The sequence below is a fragment of the Geothermobacter ehrlichii genome (assembly GCF_008124615.1).
GTDB classification, from domain to species: Bacteria; Desulfobacterota; Desulfuromonadia; order Desulfuromonadales; family Geothermobacteraceae; genus Geothermobacter; species Geothermobacter ehrlichii.
The window spans coordinates 13,760-32,851 of sequence record NZ_VNIB01000004.1; the positions used below are offsets into that span (position 1 = coordinate 13,760).

Below are 19,092 nucleotides of genomic sequence, written 5' to 3' on the forward strand. Positions count from 1 at the left end.
CTGGCATAATCCGCCAGCCATGATTCTGGTTTCGCTGCGACAGATCAGCCACGCCTACGGCCAGGCGCCCCTGCTCGACCAAGCCGGGCTGCAGATCGCCAAGGGCGACCGCATCGGCCTTCTCGGCCGCAACGGCGCCGGCAAATCGACCCTGCTCGGCCTGATTCAGGGACGGATCCGCCCCGACGCCGGCGACATCGACCGGAGGCAGGGGATCGTCATCACCGAACTGCCGCAGGATGTGCCCGAAGCCCGAGACGCCACCGTTTTCGCCACCGTCGCCCGCGGCGCCGGAGCCACGGGAGAGCGGCTGATCCGCTACCAGCAGCTGGAAGGCACGCCGGGGCACGAACAGGAGCTGATCGAGCTGCAGCAGGCGATCGAGGCGGAGCAGGGCTGGGAAAAGCTGCAGCGCATCGAACAGTTCATCGAACGCCTCGGCCTGATCCCCGGACGCAAACTGGCCGAACTCTCCGGCGGCCAGCGCCGGCGGGCGCTGCTGGCCAGAGCCCTGGCCGGCGATCCGGACATTCTGCTGCTCGACGAGCCGACCAACCACCTCGACATCGCCACCATCGCCTGGCTGGAAGACCATCTGCTCGCCTCCGGCCTCACCCTGGTCTTCGTCACCCACGACCGCGCCTTTCTGCGCCGGGTCGCCAACCGCATCGTCGAACTCGACCGCGGCCGGCTGTACGACTATCCCGGCGACTACGCCAACTACCTGCGCCGCCGCGAAGAACGCCTGCACGCCGAGGACGAAGAATGGCGGCGGTTCGACCGCAAGCTGAGCGAGGAAGAGATCTGGATCCGCAAGGGGATCAAGGCCCGCCGTACCCGCAACGAGGGCCGGGTACGGGCGCTGGAAGAGATGCGGCGGCAGCGGCGGCAGCGGCGGCAGCGCACGGGACAGGTCCGGCTGCAGCTGCAAGAAGCCGGGCAAAGCGGCAAGCTGGTCATCGAGGCCGAAAACCTGACCTTCGGCTACGGCAACCGGCCTCTGATCGACGGTTTTTCCACCACCATCCTGCGCGGCGACCGCGTCGGATTCATCGGCCCCAACGGCGCCGGCAAGACCACCCTGCTGAAGCTGCTGCTCGGCAAGATCCAGCCGCAGGCCGGAAGCGTCCGCCACGGCACCCGGCTGAACGTGGTCTATTTCGACCAGCAGCGCGATCAGCTCGATCCCGACCTGACCGTGCAACAGAACCTCTGCGGTAACCAGGACACGGTGCTGGTCGGCGACCGGCCGCGGCACGTCTACGGCTACCTGAAGGATTTTCTCTTCACGCCCGACCGCGCCCGCACCCCGGTCCGCTACCTGTCGGGAGGCGAACGCTGCCGGCTGCTGCTCGCCCGCCTCTTCACCCGGCCGGCCAACCTGCTGGTGCTCGACGAACCGACCAACGACCTCGATCTGGAAACCCTCGATCTGCTGGAAGAACTGCTGGCCGCCTACCAGGGCACACTCTTTCTGGTCAGCCACGACCGCGAATTTCTCGACCGTACCGTGACCAGCTGCATCGTCTTCGAGGGGGAAGGACGCGTCGTCGAGTACGTCGGCGGCTACAGCGACTGGCTGCGGCAGCGGCCGGTGGTGGAAGAACCGGAGAAAAGGAAAGAGCCGAAGAAACGGCCGAAAAAGGAGCGCCCCCGCCGGCTCAGCTTCCGGGAGAAAAAGGAGCTCGAAGAGCTGCCGGCACGCATCGAACAGCTCGAAGCCGAACAGGCCGGACTGCACGAAAAACTCGCCGACCCCGATTTCTATCGCAGCGCCGGTCCCGAGGTCGGCACCTGCCAGCAGCGACTGAAAGAGCTGGAAGAAGAGCTGGAAAAGGCCTACGAACGCTGGCAGGAGCTGGAGGCGATCGGCGGCTGAGAATTTTCAGCCGTGGATGAACACGGAAAGAGCCCTTGAACCTTTTAATCCACAGGAGTCATACCCCATGGGCATTCTCGCCAATACCGTCAGTCTCTGCCAGTTTCGCGTCGTCGGCGAAAAGCCGTCCGGCGACCTGTTCGACTGGGCCGGCGAACGGCTGGCCGCCAACCGCTTTCAGTCGATCGACCGGGGAAGCGAAGAGCTCTCCGTCGGCTGGGTGCAGCTGGACGACCCGCAGCAGGCCGGTTTTGAACGTCCGAACAGCTATCGCCGCGACCACTGGCTCTGCTTTTCGCTGCGCCGCGACCAGCGCAAGGTTCCCGCCCGCCTGCTCAAGGAACACTACGAGCGGGCCGAAGCCGAATTCCTGCAGAACAATCCGGGCCTGAAGCGGGTGCCGAAGCAGAAAAAAGAAGAACTGCGCGAGGCGGTGAAGGCCTCCCTGCTCGCCCGCACCCTGCCGACACCGGCGGTCTACGATGCCGTCTGGGACACCGAAAGCGGACTGGTCAGCTTCACCAGCCTGGGAAGCAAACAGATCGAACTCTTCTGCGACCTGTTCAAGCAAACCTTCGAAGGGCTGCGACTGGTCGCCTTTCATCCCTACGCCCGCGCCGGCGCCGTGATTCCCGACCAACTTCGGCCGGCCCTGGAGACGGCCAACCGGGCGGAAACCGATACCGTCTCCGACCTGATGGAAAAGAACGCCTGGCTGGGCGAGGATTTTCTGCTCTGGCTGCTCGACCAGACCCTGCACGCCAGCGGCGAGTTCGCCGTCAGCCGGCCCGGCCCGGCGGTCGAAGGAGAAGGGTTCGTCGCCTACCTCAACGACCGGCTTGTGATCAGCGGCGCCTCGGAAAGCGGCGTGCAGAAGCTGGTTCTTTCCGGACCGCAGGACCGGTTCAGCGAAGCCTGTACCGCCCTGCTGGCGGGAAAGACCCTGCAGGAGGCGGTCATCTACCTGGAGAAAGGCGAAGACGTCTGGAAGCTCAGCCTCAAGGCGCCCGCCTTCCATTTCGCCGGTCTGCGCGCTCCAGGGGTGCAGCTGGAAAAGGACGACCTGACCGACCCCGACCTCGAGCGCGAGGCCCTCTTCTTTGAGCGCATGCACCTGCTGCAGAGCGGCCTGCAGCTCTTTGACAGCCTGCTGGCGCATTTTCTCGAGCAGCGCCTCGCCCCCGAATGGCCGGAGAGCCAGAAGGCGATCATGCAGCGGCTGCAGCAGGCGAACGAGCCGGCATCGCGCCAACCGCACTAGTTTTTTCAACTTCCGGCTAAAGCGGCCTGCCGCCAGCGTCGAAAAGAAAAGCAGGACCCTGACAGGGAGGGCGCATGAGCCACCTGAAGGACATCTGCAAACTGCTGGTCATCCTGGCGGTGCTGGCGGCCATCTTCTTCGGTATCTACAGGGTGGTGAAAAGCCAGGAGACCGCCAACCGCACCAAATACCGCCATCCCATCCACCAGGTCGGCGGCCAGTGGTGACAGAACCGCTGCCGCCGGCTGGGCCTCTTCTTCATCCGGCAGCCGGCACGCACCGGCCGAAGCTCGCAGCGACAGGTCAGCCGACTGTCTTCCTGGCCGCCGGCAAAAGCCGGCAGAGAACCATCGCCAGCCCGGTCAGACCGGCCGAAGCGAGGTAGGCCGGCGCAAAAGATCCCAGATGGTCGGCCAGGACGCCTGCGCTGCCGGGACCGACCGTCTGCCCGGCGGCAAAGAAGAAGGTCACCAGCGAAAAGACCTTCGCCGCCCGCTGCAGTCCGAAATAGTCCCCCACCGCCGCCGCCATGATGGTCGGAATGGCAAAGGCCGCCAGACCATAGAGCAGAACGGAAAGAAAGAGCGCCGGCGTGCCGAGACCGCTGCCTGCCAGCAGGTAGGCGCAGCTCTGGACGAGAAAGACCGCCGCCAGTCCTGCCCGCCGGCCGATCCGGTCGGAAAGAACGCCGAACAGAATGCCGGAAAAGATGCTGAGCAGCCCGACCCACGACCAGAAAAATCCCGCCTTCGTTTCGCTCAGTCCGTATTCCTCCACCATACTGCTGACGATGAAGGTGCCGTAGACCATGTAGGTGGCACCGAAGACCAGGTAGAGCCCTCCCAGCTTCAGCAGCAGCAGGCCACCGCCGGCCTTTTCAGCCGCCGGTCGGCCCGCACCAGCGGGCTCGGGGCGCCCTACCGGCTCCAGTCCCAGTTCTGACGGTGTGTTGCGCAACAGCCAGGCGGCCAGTAGCGCGATCAGGGCGGCGATCCCGCCGAGAACCAGCCACCCCACCCGCCATCCGGCGGCGCCGAAGGCCCGGTTGAGCAGAGGAACCAGAAACCCGGTCAGGATGATGGCCGAACCGTTGCCGGCGATCATCAGCCCGGCCGCGCGACCACGGTGTGATCGGCGGAACCAGTGCGAAACCAGCACCATGGCCGGAATGTTGGCCAGTCCGCTGCCGAATCCGACCAGGGCGTAAAGGCAGAGAATCACCGCGAAATCACGACTCGCGCCCACGGCCAGCATGCAGGCGGCGATGAGCGCCAGGCCGGCGGTAATGGTGATCCGGGGACGGAACTGATGCAGAAGCCTGGGGACCAGGGCGACGGACACCAGGTAACCGACAAAATTGCCGGTACTGATCAACCCCATGCGGTCATAGCCGAAACCGAGATCGGCCCGCATGCCCGGCAGCAGCATGCCGTAGGCGAAACGGGCCAGACCGAGACAGGCGAAAAGCGTGAGATAGCCGGCCAGAACGATGGTCCAGCCGTAATGGGCTGAAAAACGCGGTGTTCGGCGTGACATGCTAGACCTCCTCGCTGGGCACACCGGCATCCTAGCACGCTTTTCGCAGCGGCTCCAGCGTGCTATAAAAGGCCTTTCGTCAATTCCGAACGGGGAGGACAGGAAACATGGGCTGGCTGGGAACCATCATCGGCAGCGGCATCGGCGCCGTAGTCGCCGGGCCGTTCGGCGCCATCATCGGTGCCGCCATCGGCGCTTCCATGAGCAACAGAAACCAGACGCCGCAGATTGAAGACAGTCAGCGCGGCGACTACGATCAAGCCCGGCAGCAGATGCTATTCTTCACCGCCGCCTTCTCCATGGTCGGCAAGCTGGCCAAGGCCGACGGCCGGGTCTGCGAAGACGAGATCGCCGCCATCCGCCGGGTAGCCAACGAGGTGATGGGACTGGACGACGCCACTCGCCGCTTCGCCATCGAGGTGATGAACCAGAGCAAGCACAGCCCGCAAAGCTTCGGCGACTATGCCCGCCAGTTCGGCGAGCTCTTCTGGCAGCAGCCGGAGATGTGCCGGTTCATGATGCAGTTTCTGTTTGAGGTCGCCATGGCCGACGGCCGGCTGCACCCGGAAGAGGAGCGCATGCTGCTCGAGGCCAAGGCCGCCTTCCGACTGTCCGACGCCGTCTACCAATCCCTTTACCAGCGCCATGTCGGCCACCAGGCGGTCAGTGAACTCGGACTGGCCGCCCACTACGAAGTGCTGGGCGTCTCCCCCGACATCAGCGACAGCGAACTGAAAAAGATCTACCGGCAGAAGGTCGCCGAATACCATCCCGACCGCATCGCCGGCAAGGGATTGCCGTCGGAATTCATCAAGTTCGCCAACGACCGGCTGGCCGAGATCAACACCGCCTACGAGGCCATCCGCAAGGCGCGGGGGATCTGACCGATAAGGGCTTGACAAACGGGCTCTCTTTTCGGCAGACTCGCCCCATGCTGACCGAATCCCTGACCAGCAAACGGACCAAGACCACTACCCGGAAAACCAGGCCGGGGCGGGCGATGGTCTGTGACCAGGGGATTGCGTAGACGCACATTCGACGCGCAACAAACCGACGGCCACGGATCATCGCGATCCGTGGCCGTTTTACGTTGACCGGCGGCCCGGACAGGAACCGCCAAGAAACCATCTCAAGGAGCGGACAATGAACGTCGGATTTATCGGTTGGCGCGGCATGGTCGGATCGGTGCTCATGCAGCGCATGCAGGAAGAAAACGATTTCGCCGGAATCAATCCGGTCTTCTTCTCCACCTCCCAGGTCGGCCAGGAAGCTCCCTTCGATGCCGGCAAGCTGCTCGACGCGAAAGATGTCGACGAGCTGAAAAAACTCGACGTCATCGTCACCTGCCAGGGCGGCGACTACACCAAGGAAATCCACCCGCGATTGCGCGCTGCCGGCTGGAACGGCTACTGGATCGACGCCGCCAGCGCCCTGCGCATGGAAGAAAACGCCGTCATCATTCTCGACCCGGTCAACCGGGATGTCATAGACGCCGCCCTTTCCGCCGGGCAGAAGGATTTCATCGGCGGCAACTGCACCGTCAGCCTGATGCTGATGGCCCTGGGCGGCCTGTTCCGCGCCGGGCTGGTCGAATGGCTCACTTCCATGACCTACCAGGCCGCCTCCGGCGCCGGGGCGCCGAACATGCGCGAACTGCTGGCGCAGATGGGTCACCTGCACGCCAGCGTCGCCGACGAGCTGAAAGACCCGGCCTCGGCCATTCTGGAGATCGACCGCAAGGTGACCGCCGAACTGCAGGGAGACGCCATCCCGACCGACCATTTCGGCTTTCCCCTGGCCGGCAGCCTGCTGCCCTGGATCGACCGTGAAGTCGAGGACGGCCAGAGCCGGGAGGAGTGGAAGGGCTACGCCGAGACCAACAAGATCCTGCGCAGCGAAACACCAATCCCCATTGACGGCATCTGCGTGCGGGTCGGCGCCATGCGCTGCCACAGCCAGGCCCTGACCATCAAGCTGACCAGGGATGTGCCGATCGCCGACATCGAAGATCTGCTCGCCAACGACAACGAATGGGCCGAACTGGTACCCAACACCAGGGAGGCGACCCTTTCGCGACTGACTCCGGCCGCCGTCTCCGGCACCCTGAAGACCCCCGTCGGCCGGGTGCGCAAGATGAAGATGGGCCCACGGTACCTTTCCGCCTTCACCTGCGGCGACCAGCTGTTGTGGGGCGCCGCCGAACCGTTGCGGCGAATGGTGAGGATTCTGGTGGAAAAATAACGTCGGCCGGAAGCGAATGCACGAGACTGCGTACTCAAAGGGGACAGGCTCCACGGGGGCACGTCCCCTTTTCTTTGACTTGTTTCATCTCCTGGCCTAGATTGGAGAACGGTTCCGGCATGGGGCCGGAACCGCAATCACGAATCAGGAGACTGCATGCGCTTTTTCGGCAGAAAGAAAACCCTGACCGGGTTGGCCCGAACCTGCGGTTGAGCCGCCAAGATCGGTCCGACGGTCCTGTCGGACGCCTTAGGCGGTCTGCCGCTTCCCGATGACCCCAACCTCCTGGTCGGCTTCGAATCGAGCGACGACGCGGCGGTCTATCGGCTCAACGACGAACTGGCCCTGGTCAGCACGGTGGACTACATCACCCCGCCGGTGGACGACCCGGTCTGGTTCGGCCGCATCGCCGCCGCCAACGCCCTTTCGGACGTCTTCGCCATGGGGGGCAGGCCGGTCATCGCTCTGAACCTGGTCATGTTTCCGGAGAAAAAACTCGGCCCGGAGGTTCTGCGCGAAATCCTCCGCGGCGGTCTGGAAAAGGTGTCCGAGGCCGGAGCGGTCTTGGCCGGAGGTCATTCGACGGACAACGAGGAGCCGGTCTACGGACTGGCCGTCACCGGTGTGATCTCTCCGCAGCGGATTCTGACCAACTGCGGTGCCAGACCGGGGGACGCGCTGGTGCTGACAAAGCCCCTGGGGACAGGTGTACTCTTCAACGCCTGCCGGTCGAGAAGACTTCCCCGGCAGGAACTCGATCCGATACTGCCGCAGATCGCCGCCCTCAACGGCCCGGCCATGGAGATCGCCCTGAAGTACGACATCCATGCCTGCACCGATGTCACCGGTTTCGGACTCGCCGGGCACAGCCTCGAGATGGCCAGAGGTTCCGGGCTGCTGATCGAACTGGAATATGCCGCCCTGCCGATTCATCCCAACGTGCTGGAGATGTACGCCAAAGGCGAGACCACCGGCAGCAACAAGCCCAACCGCAAGCTGACCGCCGGCTGGCTGGAGCTGGAGGCGCGGCTCACCGGCCCCCAGCAGGAGCTTCTTTTCGATCCGCAAACCTCCGGCGGCCTGCTTCTCGCCCTGCCGGCCGGCCAGGCCGACGCCCTGGTCGGCGACCTGCGTGCCGCAGGCGTCACCACCTCCCGCATCATCGGCCAGGCCGTCAAGGCGGAAACCGCCGGCGTCAGGGTGGTCTGAAATTCCGCAGACAGCAGACAAAGAGGGGGACGGCTCCAGCAGGGAACCGCCCCCCTCTTTTCCTGGATCGAACAGTTTTTGAAGTCTGGGCCCGGAAGTCCTCCCATGTCCCCGCCCACGAATCAGCCGGATCTGCTGTCCTTCACCTCCCGGCAAATGCTTAAAAGCTGCTCCAGTGGCGCCGGTTTGCCCAGGTGGAATCCCTGTGCCTCCTCGCATTGCAGGCGCCTAACAAAGTCGAGTTGCTCAAGGGTTTCGATCCCTTCCGCCACAACCGACATACCCAGATGCTTGGCGAGGTCGACAATCGATTTGGCGATGGCCTCATCCCCCTTGTCCTTGCCGATGTTGCGTATGAACGAACTGTCAATCTTGAGTTTCTTCACCGGAAAGTTCTTCAGGTAGCTGAGCGACGAATATCCGGTACCAAAATCATCGATCGATACGCTGACCCCCAGCCTGGTGAGTTGTTTCAGCGTCCTGACCGTTTCGTCGACGTTGTGCATCAGGATACTTTCGGTCAGTTCGAGTTCGAGAAGTTCCGGCTCGATGAGCGTCTCCCTCAGCACGCCGGCAACCGTATCGACGAAATCCTTCTTTTTCATCTGGGCCCCGGAGATGTTCACTGCAACGGGAATGGCCGGGCAACCTGACGCCATCCAGGCATGCAGGTCACGGCAGGCCTGGCTCAGAACCCATGTCCCAACGGTCTCAATCATCCCGATTTCTTCGAGGATGGGAATGAACTTCGCCGGCGAAACGGGCGGTCCATCCTCAGGCGTCCAGCGCAGCAAGGCTTCCATTCCGCTGATCTGGCCCGTCCTGACCGAAAACTTGGGCTGGTAATGGAGATGAAATTCCCGGTTTTCAAGGCCGCGCAGCAATCTGCTTTCGAAATTCAGGCGATCGAGGGCCCGTTCATTCATCTCCTTGGAAAAGAACTGGTAGGTATTGCCGCCATGTTCCTTGGCCTGATACATGGCGACATCGGCATGACGGATGAGGTCTTCAACACTGGTGCCATCTGTTGGTGCCAACGAGATGCCAATACTCGCGGTCATATAGATTTCCCGGTCACCAAGCCGAATCGGTCTGCGAATCTCGCCGAGGATACGCCTGGCCACCAGTGCGGCATCCTCCTCCCTGGCGATAGAGGAAAGTACGACCACGAACTCGTCACCACCGAGACGCGCGACCGTATCGCTGCGCCGCAGATTGTTGCTGAGCCGGTCGGCAATCTCCCTGAGGTACCCTCCCCCCTGAGCAAGACCGGTTTCGTTCATGTCGAGACAGTAACTGAGGCGTTCCGCGACCGACTTGAGCAACGTGTCTCCGGCCGAATGCCCAAGGGTGTCGTTGATGATCTTGAACCGGTCGAGATCCAAAAAGAGCACGGCAAGAGACTGTTTTTGCCGCATGGCCAGGGCCAGCGACTGGCTAAGCCTGTCCTGCAGCAGGCTTCGGTTCGGCAGTCCGGTCAGGTGGTCGTACTGGGCGAGGTGGGCCAACCGTCGTTCGGAGCGGGCCCGTTCGATGGCATAGCGGATCGACCGTTCAAGCAGCGGAGCATTGAGCTGGCTTTTGACCAGGTAGTCGGACGCACCGGCCTCCATGGCTTCGAGGTCGATTTCCCGGTCACTCTGGCCTGTCAGAAAGATGATCGGAATCTCGCAGCCGCCGGCAACGGCCTCGCGCAGCAGTTCCAGTCCCGTCCGGGAGCCGAGACGGTAATCGAGCAGGCAGGCATCGGCTTCATTGCTCAAGAGCTTGCCGAGCGCCTCCTGATAGTCATACGACCAGTCGACGCGATAGGATGTCCCAACGATGTCGCCAAGCAGGTCGCGAGCGATCAGAACATCGTCCTCGTCGTCATCGATGATCAAAATGCTGAGCAGCTGTTCACCCATTCATACTCCTTGCGAACCGGTCGGCAGGGCAACGATTTCGAACCAGTAACGGGAGAGGCTGCGCATCACTTCCACAAGGCCATCGAACGATACCGGCTTGGAGATGAACGAATTGACACCGAGATCGTAGCTGCGCAGGATATCCTCCTCGGCCTTGCTGGTGGTCAGTACGACAATGGGAATGCGTCTCAGGTCGGAATCGGCCTTGATTTCGGCCAGCGCCTCACGCCCGCTTTTGCGCGGCATGTTCAGGTCGAGCAAAATGAGCCCGGGACGTGGCGCCGCCCCCGGTTCCCGGTAGGCATTGCGGCGGTAGAGATAATCAAGAAGCTCCTCGCCATCTTCGACGAAACGGATCTCATTTTTCAGACGCGCCTCTTCCAGGGCCTCCTTGGCCATCAGGCGATCATCCGGGTCATCGTCTGCCACCAGAATGATGATGGATTCTTTATGCTTGGTCATGCTGCAAGGTCTCCTTGTCCTGGCGAACGGGCAACTCGACGATAAAGGTGGTACCAATGCCGACACGGCTTGAAGCGGTAATGGTACCGGCATGTCGCCGGACGATCTTCTGGCAGATGGCCAGACCGATACCCGAGCCCTCGTAGTCGGAGCGGCCGTGCAGGCGTTGAAAAACACCGAAAATCCGGTCGAGATACTTCTCCTCAAAACCGATACCGTTATCGCTGACGGTCAAACAGCACCAGCGTTCATACCCGCGCAGGAATTCCTCACCTGCGACGCGTATCTCCGGCGCAACCCCCTGGCGGTGAAACTTCAGCGCGTTGCCGAGCAGGTTCTGGAACAGCTGGCGCATCTGCAAGGGTTCCGCATCGATGGTTGGAAGCTCTCCTACCTCGATGGTCGCGTTCAGCTCGGTGGCCCGAACCTCGATATCCGAGATAACCTCGCCAACAACCCGATTCAGGTCCACCACCTCGAAGGGACGCGCCTTGGTCGTGACCCTTGAGAAACTGAGCAGGTCGGAAATCAACGTCTGCATGCGCACCGAGGCATTCTGCATGCGCGCCAGATAGTCGCGCCCGGTTTCGTCAAGCCTGTCGGCGTATTTCGAAACCAGCCGGTCGCCAAAGGCGCTTATTTTGCGCAGGGGTTCCTGCAAATCGTGGGAGGCGACATAGGCGAACTCCTCCAGCTCCCGGTTGCTCTCTTCCAGCCTGTGGGCAAATTCGCGCAGTTCCATTTCCACCTTTTTCTGCTGCGAAATATCCTGTCCGACCAGAACGAACCCCTGACCAGGCAGCGGGGCGCAGGAAAAGAGAACGGGCAGCGACTCGCCCGACGGGGTGGTGACCTCTATTTCACGGGCTACATGTCGGGTGTCGCCACAGGTTTCGGTCAACAATTTCCCTCCCGCCTCACCGAGCAGGTTTTCCACGGACTCTCCCTTCAGGGTTTCGCTATCCATGCCGAAAGTCATCGCCGCTGCGCTGTTGGCGCGCAGAACGGTCCCCCGCGGGTCGACCACCAGCAACGACTCGTGCATCGAATCGATAATGTTCTTCATCAAACGGCGCGATACAGTCGTCTTTCCAAGACTCTCTACCATCTGGTTGAAAGAGTGAATCAATTGCCCGACTTCCCCGCTTACGCGAGACTCCACCCGCACCGTCAAATCGCCGCCGGCCACCCTGGCTGCGGCCTTGCTGAGCTCGTCAATCGGCTGGGCCAACTTGCCGGCAAAAGACCTTACTATGACCACGATCACGGCCAGAGCAAGGGCGCAGACCTGCAGGCTGCTTTTCACCAGACCAGCAAGCTGCTCCCGGTATTTGTCGAGCGGCGCAAAGACCAGCAGCGAAATATCCAGAGATTGAAGATACACCGTGGCGAAGCATCCCTCCGCTCCGAACAATCTGATCTTGCCCGACCGGCTCGCCCGTTTCCGATCCGGACGCATTGGTTCCGGGAGCTGCATGCTCCGGTCGACGGCACTTTTGAAGCCCTCTGGGAGCTCCAGGTGGAGCAGCCTGCCGCCGTAGTCGAAAAGCCCGACAAACCGTCCGGTCGCGTCGGCATATTCTTCGATCCCGGGCAACAGCTCGCGGATCGGAAATCCCGCCATAAGAGCGCCGTTGAAGCGGTCAGTAAAGTACTGGTAGATCCCCAGGATCATCAGTACCTGCGGGTCTTCCCGACCTTGATCGGGCAAGTGGATGCCGACCTGGACCTTGCCCGGATGCTGCCGGGCCGCCCGGAACAGGGCCGTATCGCCGAACCCGCCGGCTGCTTCGTCCTTCTGTCCATGAACAACCCGCAATACCTCGACGCCGTGGTCGTCGAGGAAGGAAAGCTGCGGAAATGTGACGCTGAAGTCGTCCAGATAGTCGATCAGCGCCAGTTCACGATAGGTCTTGTGAAAGTCGAGAACAGGCCGTCCCCTGCCGATCTGGGACAGCGTCTGTCCGTGCTCCCTGAGACTCTCAAAGATCGTGCGGACAATCTGACGGGTGTCGATGTCCAACTCGTCCTGTTCCTGCCTGAGCAGGAACGAACTGACCTGAAGGTACCAGACCGCGAGCAGGACCACTGCCAGCAGCAGCAAAGCGAGGACGTGAGAGGCGAACAGCCTGGAACGTATCGACTGCAACATCGTAGCCGGTCAGTCGATCGTCGCGATCACTCCAAAATGCTGCATCAGTCTGCGGGCCTCGGGGGTGAAAAGATAGCTCATGAAACCCAGGGCCGACTGTTTGACGCCGTCTTTCCAGATGATGCCGAAGGGGCTGGCCAAAGGGTACTGGCCACTGAGAACAGCACCCGCTTCCGGAGCGATACCGTTGAATTTCAGCACCTTCAGATTCGAATGAATGGCCATGGCCAGCGGCAGATAGCCGATGGTGTTTTCATGGGAGGAGAGGATCTCCACGGCTTCCGGCGTACTGTAGACTGTCTCTCCCACGAAAGTCAGGTCTCTGAACCCGGGAATCTTTTTTTCCAGAACCGAACGCGAAGAATCACCTTTTTCCCGATTGGCGACCAGAATCCTGGCGTCCGGACCGCCCAGCTCTTTCCAGTTCTGTATTTTCCCCGAGTAGATGGCGAGAATCTGCTCGGTCGTCAGGTTGTCGATGCCAGTCACGCTGCGATGAACGACAAAAACGACGGGGGAGTAGGCAAAAACCCGGTAATGGAGCCCATAGGCCTTCTCCTTCTCCTTGAGCGGCCGGGCGACACGACCGAGGTCGCAGTCTCCCCTGGCCGTGGCCTTGACCCCGCCGCTGCTGCCGATACTGTCCGGCACCTCGACCCTTACGCCGGGCATTTTCTGCTGATAGGCCGCGGCCAACCGCCGCAGCAGTTCCTGGCTGTCCCCGGTACCGGCTACGGTAACCGTTTCCGTCGCCATCGATGCCATCGGATCGAGAACAAGAACAAGACAGACCAAAAAGAACAGAAATCGCATGATGAGTCACTCCTCGTGAAAGTTGGTAAAAAACAAAATCATTTTTGTAGGTATCTTATCGACGAAAGGCTTGCTGGGCTTTACCCGGAAGAAGATGACCGGTGAAGCATCTGCAGCGAGGGCCGTTGAGGTGAAATAGGCCGGCCTCAGATTGGTCTGAGCTTCTGCAGGCAGCGAATAAAAGAGAAGAACACGGCTCCGGCAGGTAACCGTCCCTCTTTTTGCTGCCGTTTTTCAGGCCTCAGGAAGCAGACTGAGGGCGCGGGAGCGCCAGGAGAGGACGGCTGTCAGCCGGTGCATCCGTTCGGCGAGGTGGGGATGGTGGGTCCGAATCACTTGCGAAGCGAAATCGGCCAGAAAACGGGACTTGAGCTCGGCCCGGGCCTGGTCGGGACCTATATCCTCATAAGGGACCGAGGCAAAAAGCAGAAAGCCGTCATCGGGTATTCTGCCTGCCTTCATGTTGTTTTCGATGATTCCGGCCGCCTTTCGGATCGGATCCGCCAGATCCGGGCTGTAAGGGCCGATGATCAATGCCAGGTTCGGGGTGTGGAGAAAATCGAAGCCCCGCCCCAGACAGATCATCCATTCCCGATGTTCGATCTCGAGGGTCCGCCCCCTCTGACGCACCTTGGCCATCCAGTTCAGATTGCCCTGCAACAGACGGGTCAGATCCTTCTGCATCTGCCCGTTCATGTCGGGAAAAAGCTCTTCGACCCGACTCCGCAAATGGCCTGCCGCTCCGGAATCGATCCTCGACAGGTCCAGAACCCGGCCGTCTCGTCCGTGGATCAGCAGGGCGTCCTCGTCGGTCTCTAAGCCGCAGATGATCGGATAGACCGTCGCGTGGCTGGCACCGAAAATCCTCTCGGCCTGTTCCTTGATCCGCCCGGTAAAGTCAATGGCCGCTTGCGTGTTGTAGCCGAATCCGGCACAGCCCCTTTTTTCACTGCCCCGCGAAAAATGGTAGGTGATCAGGAGCAGCACCCTTTTTCCGGCGGCGATCTGACGGTGGATATGATTGGCCAGCACTTCCCCCAGATATGGCCATCCGAGATCGAACATGCCCCCCAGATTGCGGAAGGGCTGGATGATGCCCGGCGGTGTCTGGGTGACCACGGGGACATCGATGCGACCGTCCATGCACTTCAGGACAACGATCGCCGTGGGATGCCTGGCCTGATAATGTTCCCGGGCCAGACAGGCGTCGGGGCTGCGGAATTCCGCGGTGTGACGGTGGGCGAGATCCAGGAGCCAGTTGATGCGCTCTTCGATGGGACCGTGATGAACAGCCATGGCATCCTCCTTTTGCGAGAGGGACGGCCGTTCTATAGAGTAGACCAGTGTTCTATAATTTTCCAGGACAAAACAGACCTGCCTCGCCCTCCCGCGCGGCCACGGAGCTCCTGAACGGGCGGGAACCTGGAACCGTCCGTTCAGGCGGCAAAATACCTACGCAGGCGCGTCGCGGCCTCTTCGAGCAGGGGCCAGGATTTGCAGAAGGTGAAACGAACCAGCCGCCGCCCCGCTTCGGGGTCGGCATAGAAGGGGCTGGCCGGAATGGCGGCCACTCCGGCCTTCTCCGGCAGGGCACGGCAGAAATCCCGGTCGTCGATAAAACCGCTGGCGGAGATATCCGCCATGACGAAGTAGGTGCCGGCCGGAACGAACGGCTTCAGGCCGGCCGCCGCCAGCGCCTGGCAGAGAAAGTCCCGCCGACGCCGGTAATCCTCGGCCAATTGCCGGTAGTAGTCGTCCTCGACGGCGAGGGCCTCGGCCGCCGCCGTCTGCAGCGGCGTCGCACCGCAGAAGGTGGCGAACTGCTTCGCCTTGTGCACGGCGTCGACCAGCGGCGCCGGGCCGACAGCCCAGCCGACCTTCCAGCCGGTGACGCTGAAGCTCTTGCCGAGACTGGAAACGGTCAGCACCCGTTCTGCCATACCCGGCAGGCTGGCGAGGGGGAGGTGCCGGGCTCCGTCGTAGCAGAGGTGCTCGTAGACCTCGTCGGTCACCACCAGCAGATCGTAGCGGCGGCAGAAAGCGGCGAGCAGCTCCAGTTCCTCGCGGCTGAAGACCTTGCCGGTCGGGTTGTGCGGGCTGTTGAGCAGCAGCATCCGGGTGCGAGGCGTCACCAGGGCTTCGAGCCGTTCGGGAGCAAGACGCCAGTCGGGAGGACGCAGAACGAGGCTGCGGGCGATACCACCGGCAAAGGCAATGGCGGGCCGGTAGGAATCATAGGCCGGATCGAAGAGAATGACCTCGTCGCCGGGATCGAGCAGGCCGAGCATGGCGGCGAAGATCGCCTCGGTGGCGCCGACGCAGGCCAGAATCTCGCTTTCCGGGTCGAAATCGAGCCGGTAATGCCGCCGGTAGTACCCGGCCAGGGCCTGGCGCAGGGCCGACACCCCCGCTCCCGGCGCGTACTGGTTGCAATCGGCGGCAATCGCCCGCATCGCCGCCTGCTTGATGTCGTCGGGCGCTGAAAAATCGGGAAAACCCTGGCCGAGATTGATCGCCTGGTGGCGCTGGGCCAGGGCCGTCATTTCGGCGAAGATGGTCGGCGGCATCTGTGCCACCCGCCGGGCCGCGTAACGCATGGCATTCCTCCGTACAACCTGGGCTGAGTCCGGGCAGGGCATTGCATTCTAGCACCGTTCGGACGTCAGGCCTACCGGCACGAGCAACAGCCCGTCGAAGAAACAAAAGACTCAGGCTTGGCAAATGAACAATCTTCCCATTCGCAAACCTGGCCACTTTGCATCCAGATCTGACGATTCAAGACCTGATCCCGGGCTCGCTGCGCTCACGCGGGCCAGATTGTTCGGAGGGGCCTCGACGGGGACGGCTGTTCGTAACGGGAACTGTTCCGTTGGGGCTGCGGCGGTGCGGCCTGGCCCATCGAGCGGCCTGCCGCTCGTTGGGATGCCTTTTCTGCCGAGGCGAAGAGCCGCCGTTTCTTGTTGATACGGCATTGCCACGCCCCACCAAACCAGTGCAACAGCAATGCCCGCCGCGGGCGAAGCTCTTTCTGCTTACTCTTTGGAGCGCCAAAGAGTAAGGCGCCGTCCGGGGGCGCAATCCCGGCCGAAGGGCAAAAAGCAAAAACCGGCGGTAAAGAACCGCCCCTGCTTCCCCCCTCAGTGTACGCCGCGCTCGTGCAGGTAAGGCGCATACCCGTCGCGGTCCTTCTCCTGGATGTGGTAGATCAGCCAGCCCTTGAGGAAATTGAAGACCTCGGCCGGCGCCAGGCGTTCGTCGTTGGCGAGCCGACGCTGGTAGTCCTGCACGGCGTCGACGAACTTCTGGTGCAGCTTGATGTGCGCATCCAGGTCCGGATAGCCGTACCGTCGCATCAGATCCTCTTCGTCGGAGAAGTGGCTGCGAGTGTAGTCGGCAAGGCCTTCGATGGCGTTTCTGACCGTCGCCTTGTCGCCACCGTTTTTCATCGATACGAAGAGCTGGTTGATCAGATCGAGCAGACGCTTGTGCTGCTCGTCGACCATGCTGATGCCGGTGCTGTAATCCTCACTCCACTTGATCAGCTCCCTCCTCTTTCCGTCATCACCTGTCGCTGACGACTCGAAAGACTTGAGGGTGAACTGGCTGAGCATCTGTCGCAGGTGCGCGGCCTGACTCGCGAGTTCTTCGCTGGTCGCCGCGCTCTGCTCGGCGCTGGCGGTGTTGATCTGGGTCACCTTGTCGATCTGGTTCAGCCCTTCGTTGACCTGGACGATGCCCTCGGCCTGCTCGTTGCTGGCGCAGCTCACCTCGTCGAGCAGGTTCGACACCTCTGTGATCCGGGTGACGATTTCGTTCAGGGCCTCGGCGGTCTGGTTGGCGATCCGGGTGCCGCGCTCCGTCTTTTCCACCGCCCCCTCGATCAGCTCCGCCGTCTCCCGGGCCGCCTTGGCGCTGCGCGCCGCCAGGTTGCGCACCTCTTCGGCGACCACGGCGAAGCCTTTGCCGTGCTGGCCGGCGCGGGCCGCCTCGACTGCGGCATTGAGCGCCAGCAGGTTGGTCTGGAAGGCGATCTCGTCGATCACCTTGATGATCTTCGAGATGCTCTCGCCGGCCTCGTTGATTTCGCGCATCGAGGCGATCATCTCCTGCATCTGCGCGTTCCCCTTCTCGGCGACCTTCTGCGCCTCGTCGGAAAGGGTGTTGGCGCGACTGATGCGGACCGAACTCTGCTTCACCTGGGAAGCCATCTCGTTCATCGAGACGGCCATTTCCTCGAGGCTGCTCGCCTGCTCGGTCGCCCCCTGGGAGAGGGACTGGCTGGTGTCGGCGATCTGCTCTGCGCTCGCCGCAATCTGGTCGCCGGTGACCTGGATCTGCACCAGCATGGCGTTGAGGCTCTCGTTCAGCCGCTTCAGGGCGCCGCGCACCACGTCCTGGCCGTCGCGCGGCTGGATATCGAAATCGAGATTGCCCCGCGCCAGCTTCTCCAGGTTGCCGACAATCTCGTTCTGCAGGCTGTCGGCGAAGGCGTCCATCGCCCGGCCGACCTCGCCGATCTCGTCATGCCGGGTCAGGTTGAGCCGGGTATGGAGATGGCCATTCTCGAGATTGCGGATCATCTCCACCAGTCTTTTCATCGGTCGGGCCAGACTGCGGGCCATCAGTGCGCCGAGCAGCAGCGCCCCCAGAATCCCGGCAATCACGGCGCTGATCGCCAGCATCTGGCTGGTGCGGGCCGCCGCCTCGGCGGCATCCCGGCTGGCGACCGTCAGTTTCCGGTTCAGGGTCAGCAGCTCGTCGAGCGGTTTCATGACGGCCTCGAACGCCACCCGCTCGCTGCCAAAAGCGAGCTTGATCGCCTGGTTCATCTCGCCAAGGTCCTTGCGCACATAGGTCAGAACCCCGGAAAAAATGTCTTCGATACCGGCCAGGGTCGGCTTGACCTTGGTTTCGAGCACTTGCCTGGCCTCGTCACGCTTGCCCTGCCGTATCAGGTCATTGATGGTTTCACCAAAACCGTGCAGCATCCGGTGCGGCTTGGTGAAGGCGGACAGAAGACGCTCGAACTCTGCATCATCGGTCATGTAGCTGCCAAGCCAGCGACCGAGGCCACACAGGCGCGGATCGAGCTGGCCGGTGAAGGGCCTGCCGCTCATGACCGCCTCTTCCAGCGTACGGACCCAGCTGACATGATCGAGCTGCCGGGCGACCAGCAGCGCCTCCAGTCCCTTCACATCGTCGAGCTGGATCTTGTCGATCAGGTTCTCGAGCTTCCGCCGTTCACCGTCCCAGGTGGCAAGTGCGGTCTTGATCTCTCCCCAGAGCTTCTCTTCTTCGGGGCTTCTGGGCAGGGCGTCAACGCGGCCGACAATCTGTTGCACTTTCCGCCTCACCTTCTGCAGGTTCTCCAGCTCGAACCGGCGCTCGGCGGCAGTCAGCGATGCGTTGACCATGGTTCGCTCGCTGGCCTTCAGGGCATTCATCGCCTCCATCAGCAGGCCCAGGTTCTGCGCGGCGGGAAGCCGGATGTCGCTGACCTCCCGCAATCGATCACGGGTATGGTGAATCCCATACCAGCCGACGCCGCCGACCAGGGCGCAGATCAGGGCAATACCGGCGAACGAAGTGAGCAGCTTGCCAAACAGTTTCATGTTTCTCCTCCCTGGGCGTT

The 19,092-nt window shown here is 62.3% G+C and carries 14 protein-coding genes; 6 read left to right on the top strand and 8 right to left on the bottom strand.

Translation table 11 applies throughout. The features are described 5' to 3' along the window. The first annotated feature begins 19 nt into the window (after positions 1 to 19). From EDC39_RS05410 to EDC39_RS15300, 3 genes are all read left to right on the top strand, one after another. Positions 20 to 1,879 carry an ATP-binding cassette domain-containing protein gene (locus tag EDC39_RS05410; protein ID WP_148895365.1) on the top strand — a complete coding sequence of 620 codons (1,860 nt, stop codon included), beginning with the start codon at positions 20 to 22 and terminating at the stop codon, positions 1,877 to 1,879. A gap of 67 nt (positions 1,880 to 1,946) precedes the next feature. Beyond that, positions 1,947 to 3,140 carry a recombination-associated protein RdgC gene (gene rdgC / locus EDC39_RS05415; protein WP_148895366.1) on the top strand — a complete coding sequence of 398 codons (1,194 nt, stop codon included), beginning with the start codon at positions 1,947 to 1,949 and terminating at the stop codon, positions 3,138 to 3,140. A gap of 74 nt (positions 3,141 to 3,214) precedes the next feature. After that, the gene (locus tag EDC39_RS15300) at positions 3,215 to 3,367 is read left to right on the top strand and encodes a hypothetical protein (RefSeq protein ID WP_187426656.1); all 153 of its coding nucleotides are present in this window, start codon (positions 3,215 to 3,217) and stop codon (positions 3,365 to 3,367) included. Positions 3,368 to 3,443: 76 nt separating this feature from the next. Here the strand turns inward: EDC39_RS15300 and EDC39_RS05420 are convergent, their stop codons facing one another. Then, complete coding sequence (locus tag EDC39_RS05420; protein WP_148895367.1) at positions 3,444 to 4,676, bottom strand: MFS transporter; 1,233 nt, start codon at positions 4,674 to 4,676, stop codon at positions 3,444 to 3,446. 107 nt (positions 4,677 to 4,783) lie between these two features. Here EDC39_RS05420 and djlA point away from each other — a divergent pair, with 107 nt between their 5' ends. The 3 genes from djlA (at position 4,784) to selD (ending at position 8,126) form a co-directional block, all read left to right on the top strand. Next, the gene (djlA, locus tag EDC39_RS05425; protein ID WP_148895368.1) at positions 4,784 to 5,560 is read left to right on the top strand and encodes a co-chaperone DjlA; all 777 of its coding nucleotides are present in this window, start codon (positions 4,784 to 4,786) and stop codon (positions 5,558 to 5,560) included. Between the two features lie 259 nt (positions 5,561 to 5,819). Continuing rightward, on the top strand, positions 5,820 to 6,917 hold the full coding sequence (asd, locus tag EDC39_RS05430; RefSeq protein WP_148895369.1) for an aspartate-semialdehyde dehydrogenase: 1,098 nt from the start codon (positions 5,820 to 5,822) through the stop codon (positions 6,915 to 6,917). A gap of 222 nt (positions 6,918 to 7,139) precedes the next feature. Next, a complete protein-coding gene (gene selD / locus EDC39_RS05435; RefSeq protein ID WP_222862843.1) occupies positions 7,140 to 8,126 on the top strand; it encodes a selenide, water dikinase SelD in 987 nt (328 codons plus the stop codon). 122 nt (positions 8,127 to 8,248) lie between these two features. Here selD and EDC39_RS05440 read toward each other — a convergent pair whose 3' ends face one another. From EDC39_RS05440 to EDC39_RS05470, 7 genes are all read right to left on the bottom strand, one after another. Further along, positions 8,249 to 10,033, bottom strand: a complete 1,785-nt coding sequence (locus tag EDC39_RS05440) for a putative bifunctional diguanylate cyclase/phosphodiesterase (RefSeq protein ID WP_148895371.1) — start codon at positions 10,031 to 10,033, stop codon at positions 8,249 to 8,251. Beyond that, positions 10,034 to 10,495: a response regulator gene (locus tag EDC39_RS05445; protein ID WP_148895372.1), complete on the bottom strand. Its 462-nt coding sequence runs from the start codon at positions 10,493 to 10,495 to the stop codon at positions 10,034 to 10,036. It lies immediately after the preceding gene. Continuing rightward, positions 10,482 to 12,647, bottom strand: a complete 2,166-nt coding sequence (locus tag EDC39_RS05450; RefSeq protein WP_148895373.1) for an ATP-binding protein — start codon at positions 12,645 to 12,647, stop codon at positions 10,482 to 10,484. The genes EDC39_RS05445 and EDC39_RS05450 overlap by 14 nt, the downstream gene beginning before the upstream one ends. Positions 12,648 to 12,656: 9 nt before the next feature. Next, positions 12,657 to 13,460 carry a substrate-binding domain-containing protein gene (locus tag EDC39_RS05455; protein ID WP_148895374.1) on the bottom strand — a complete coding sequence of 268 codons (804 nt, stop codon included), beginning with the start codon at positions 13,458 to 13,460 and terminating at the stop codon, positions 12,657 to 12,659. Positions 13,461 to 13,694: 234 nt separating this feature from the next. After that, positions 13,695 to 14,756, bottom strand: coding sequence for a carboxysome shell carbonic anhydrase domain-containg protein (locus EDC39_RS05460; protein WP_148895375.1), 1,062 nt, complete (start codon positions 14,754 to 14,756; stop codon positions 13,695 to 13,697). A 140-nt stretch (positions 14,757 to 14,896) separates the two neighbouring features. Then, positions 14,897 to 16,057, bottom strand: coding sequence for a methionine aminotransferase (locus EDC39_RS05465; RefSeq protein WP_148895376.1), 1,161 nt, complete (start codon positions 16,055 to 16,057; stop codon positions 14,897 to 14,899). Positions 16,058 to 16,597: 540 nt separating this feature from the next. After that, positions 16,598 to 19,072, bottom strand: coding sequence for a bacteriohemerythrin (locus EDC39_RS05470; protein ID WP_148895377.1), 2,475 nt, complete (start codon positions 19,070 to 19,072; stop codon positions 16,598 to 16,600). Positions 19,073 to 19,092 lie beyond the last annotated feature (20 nt).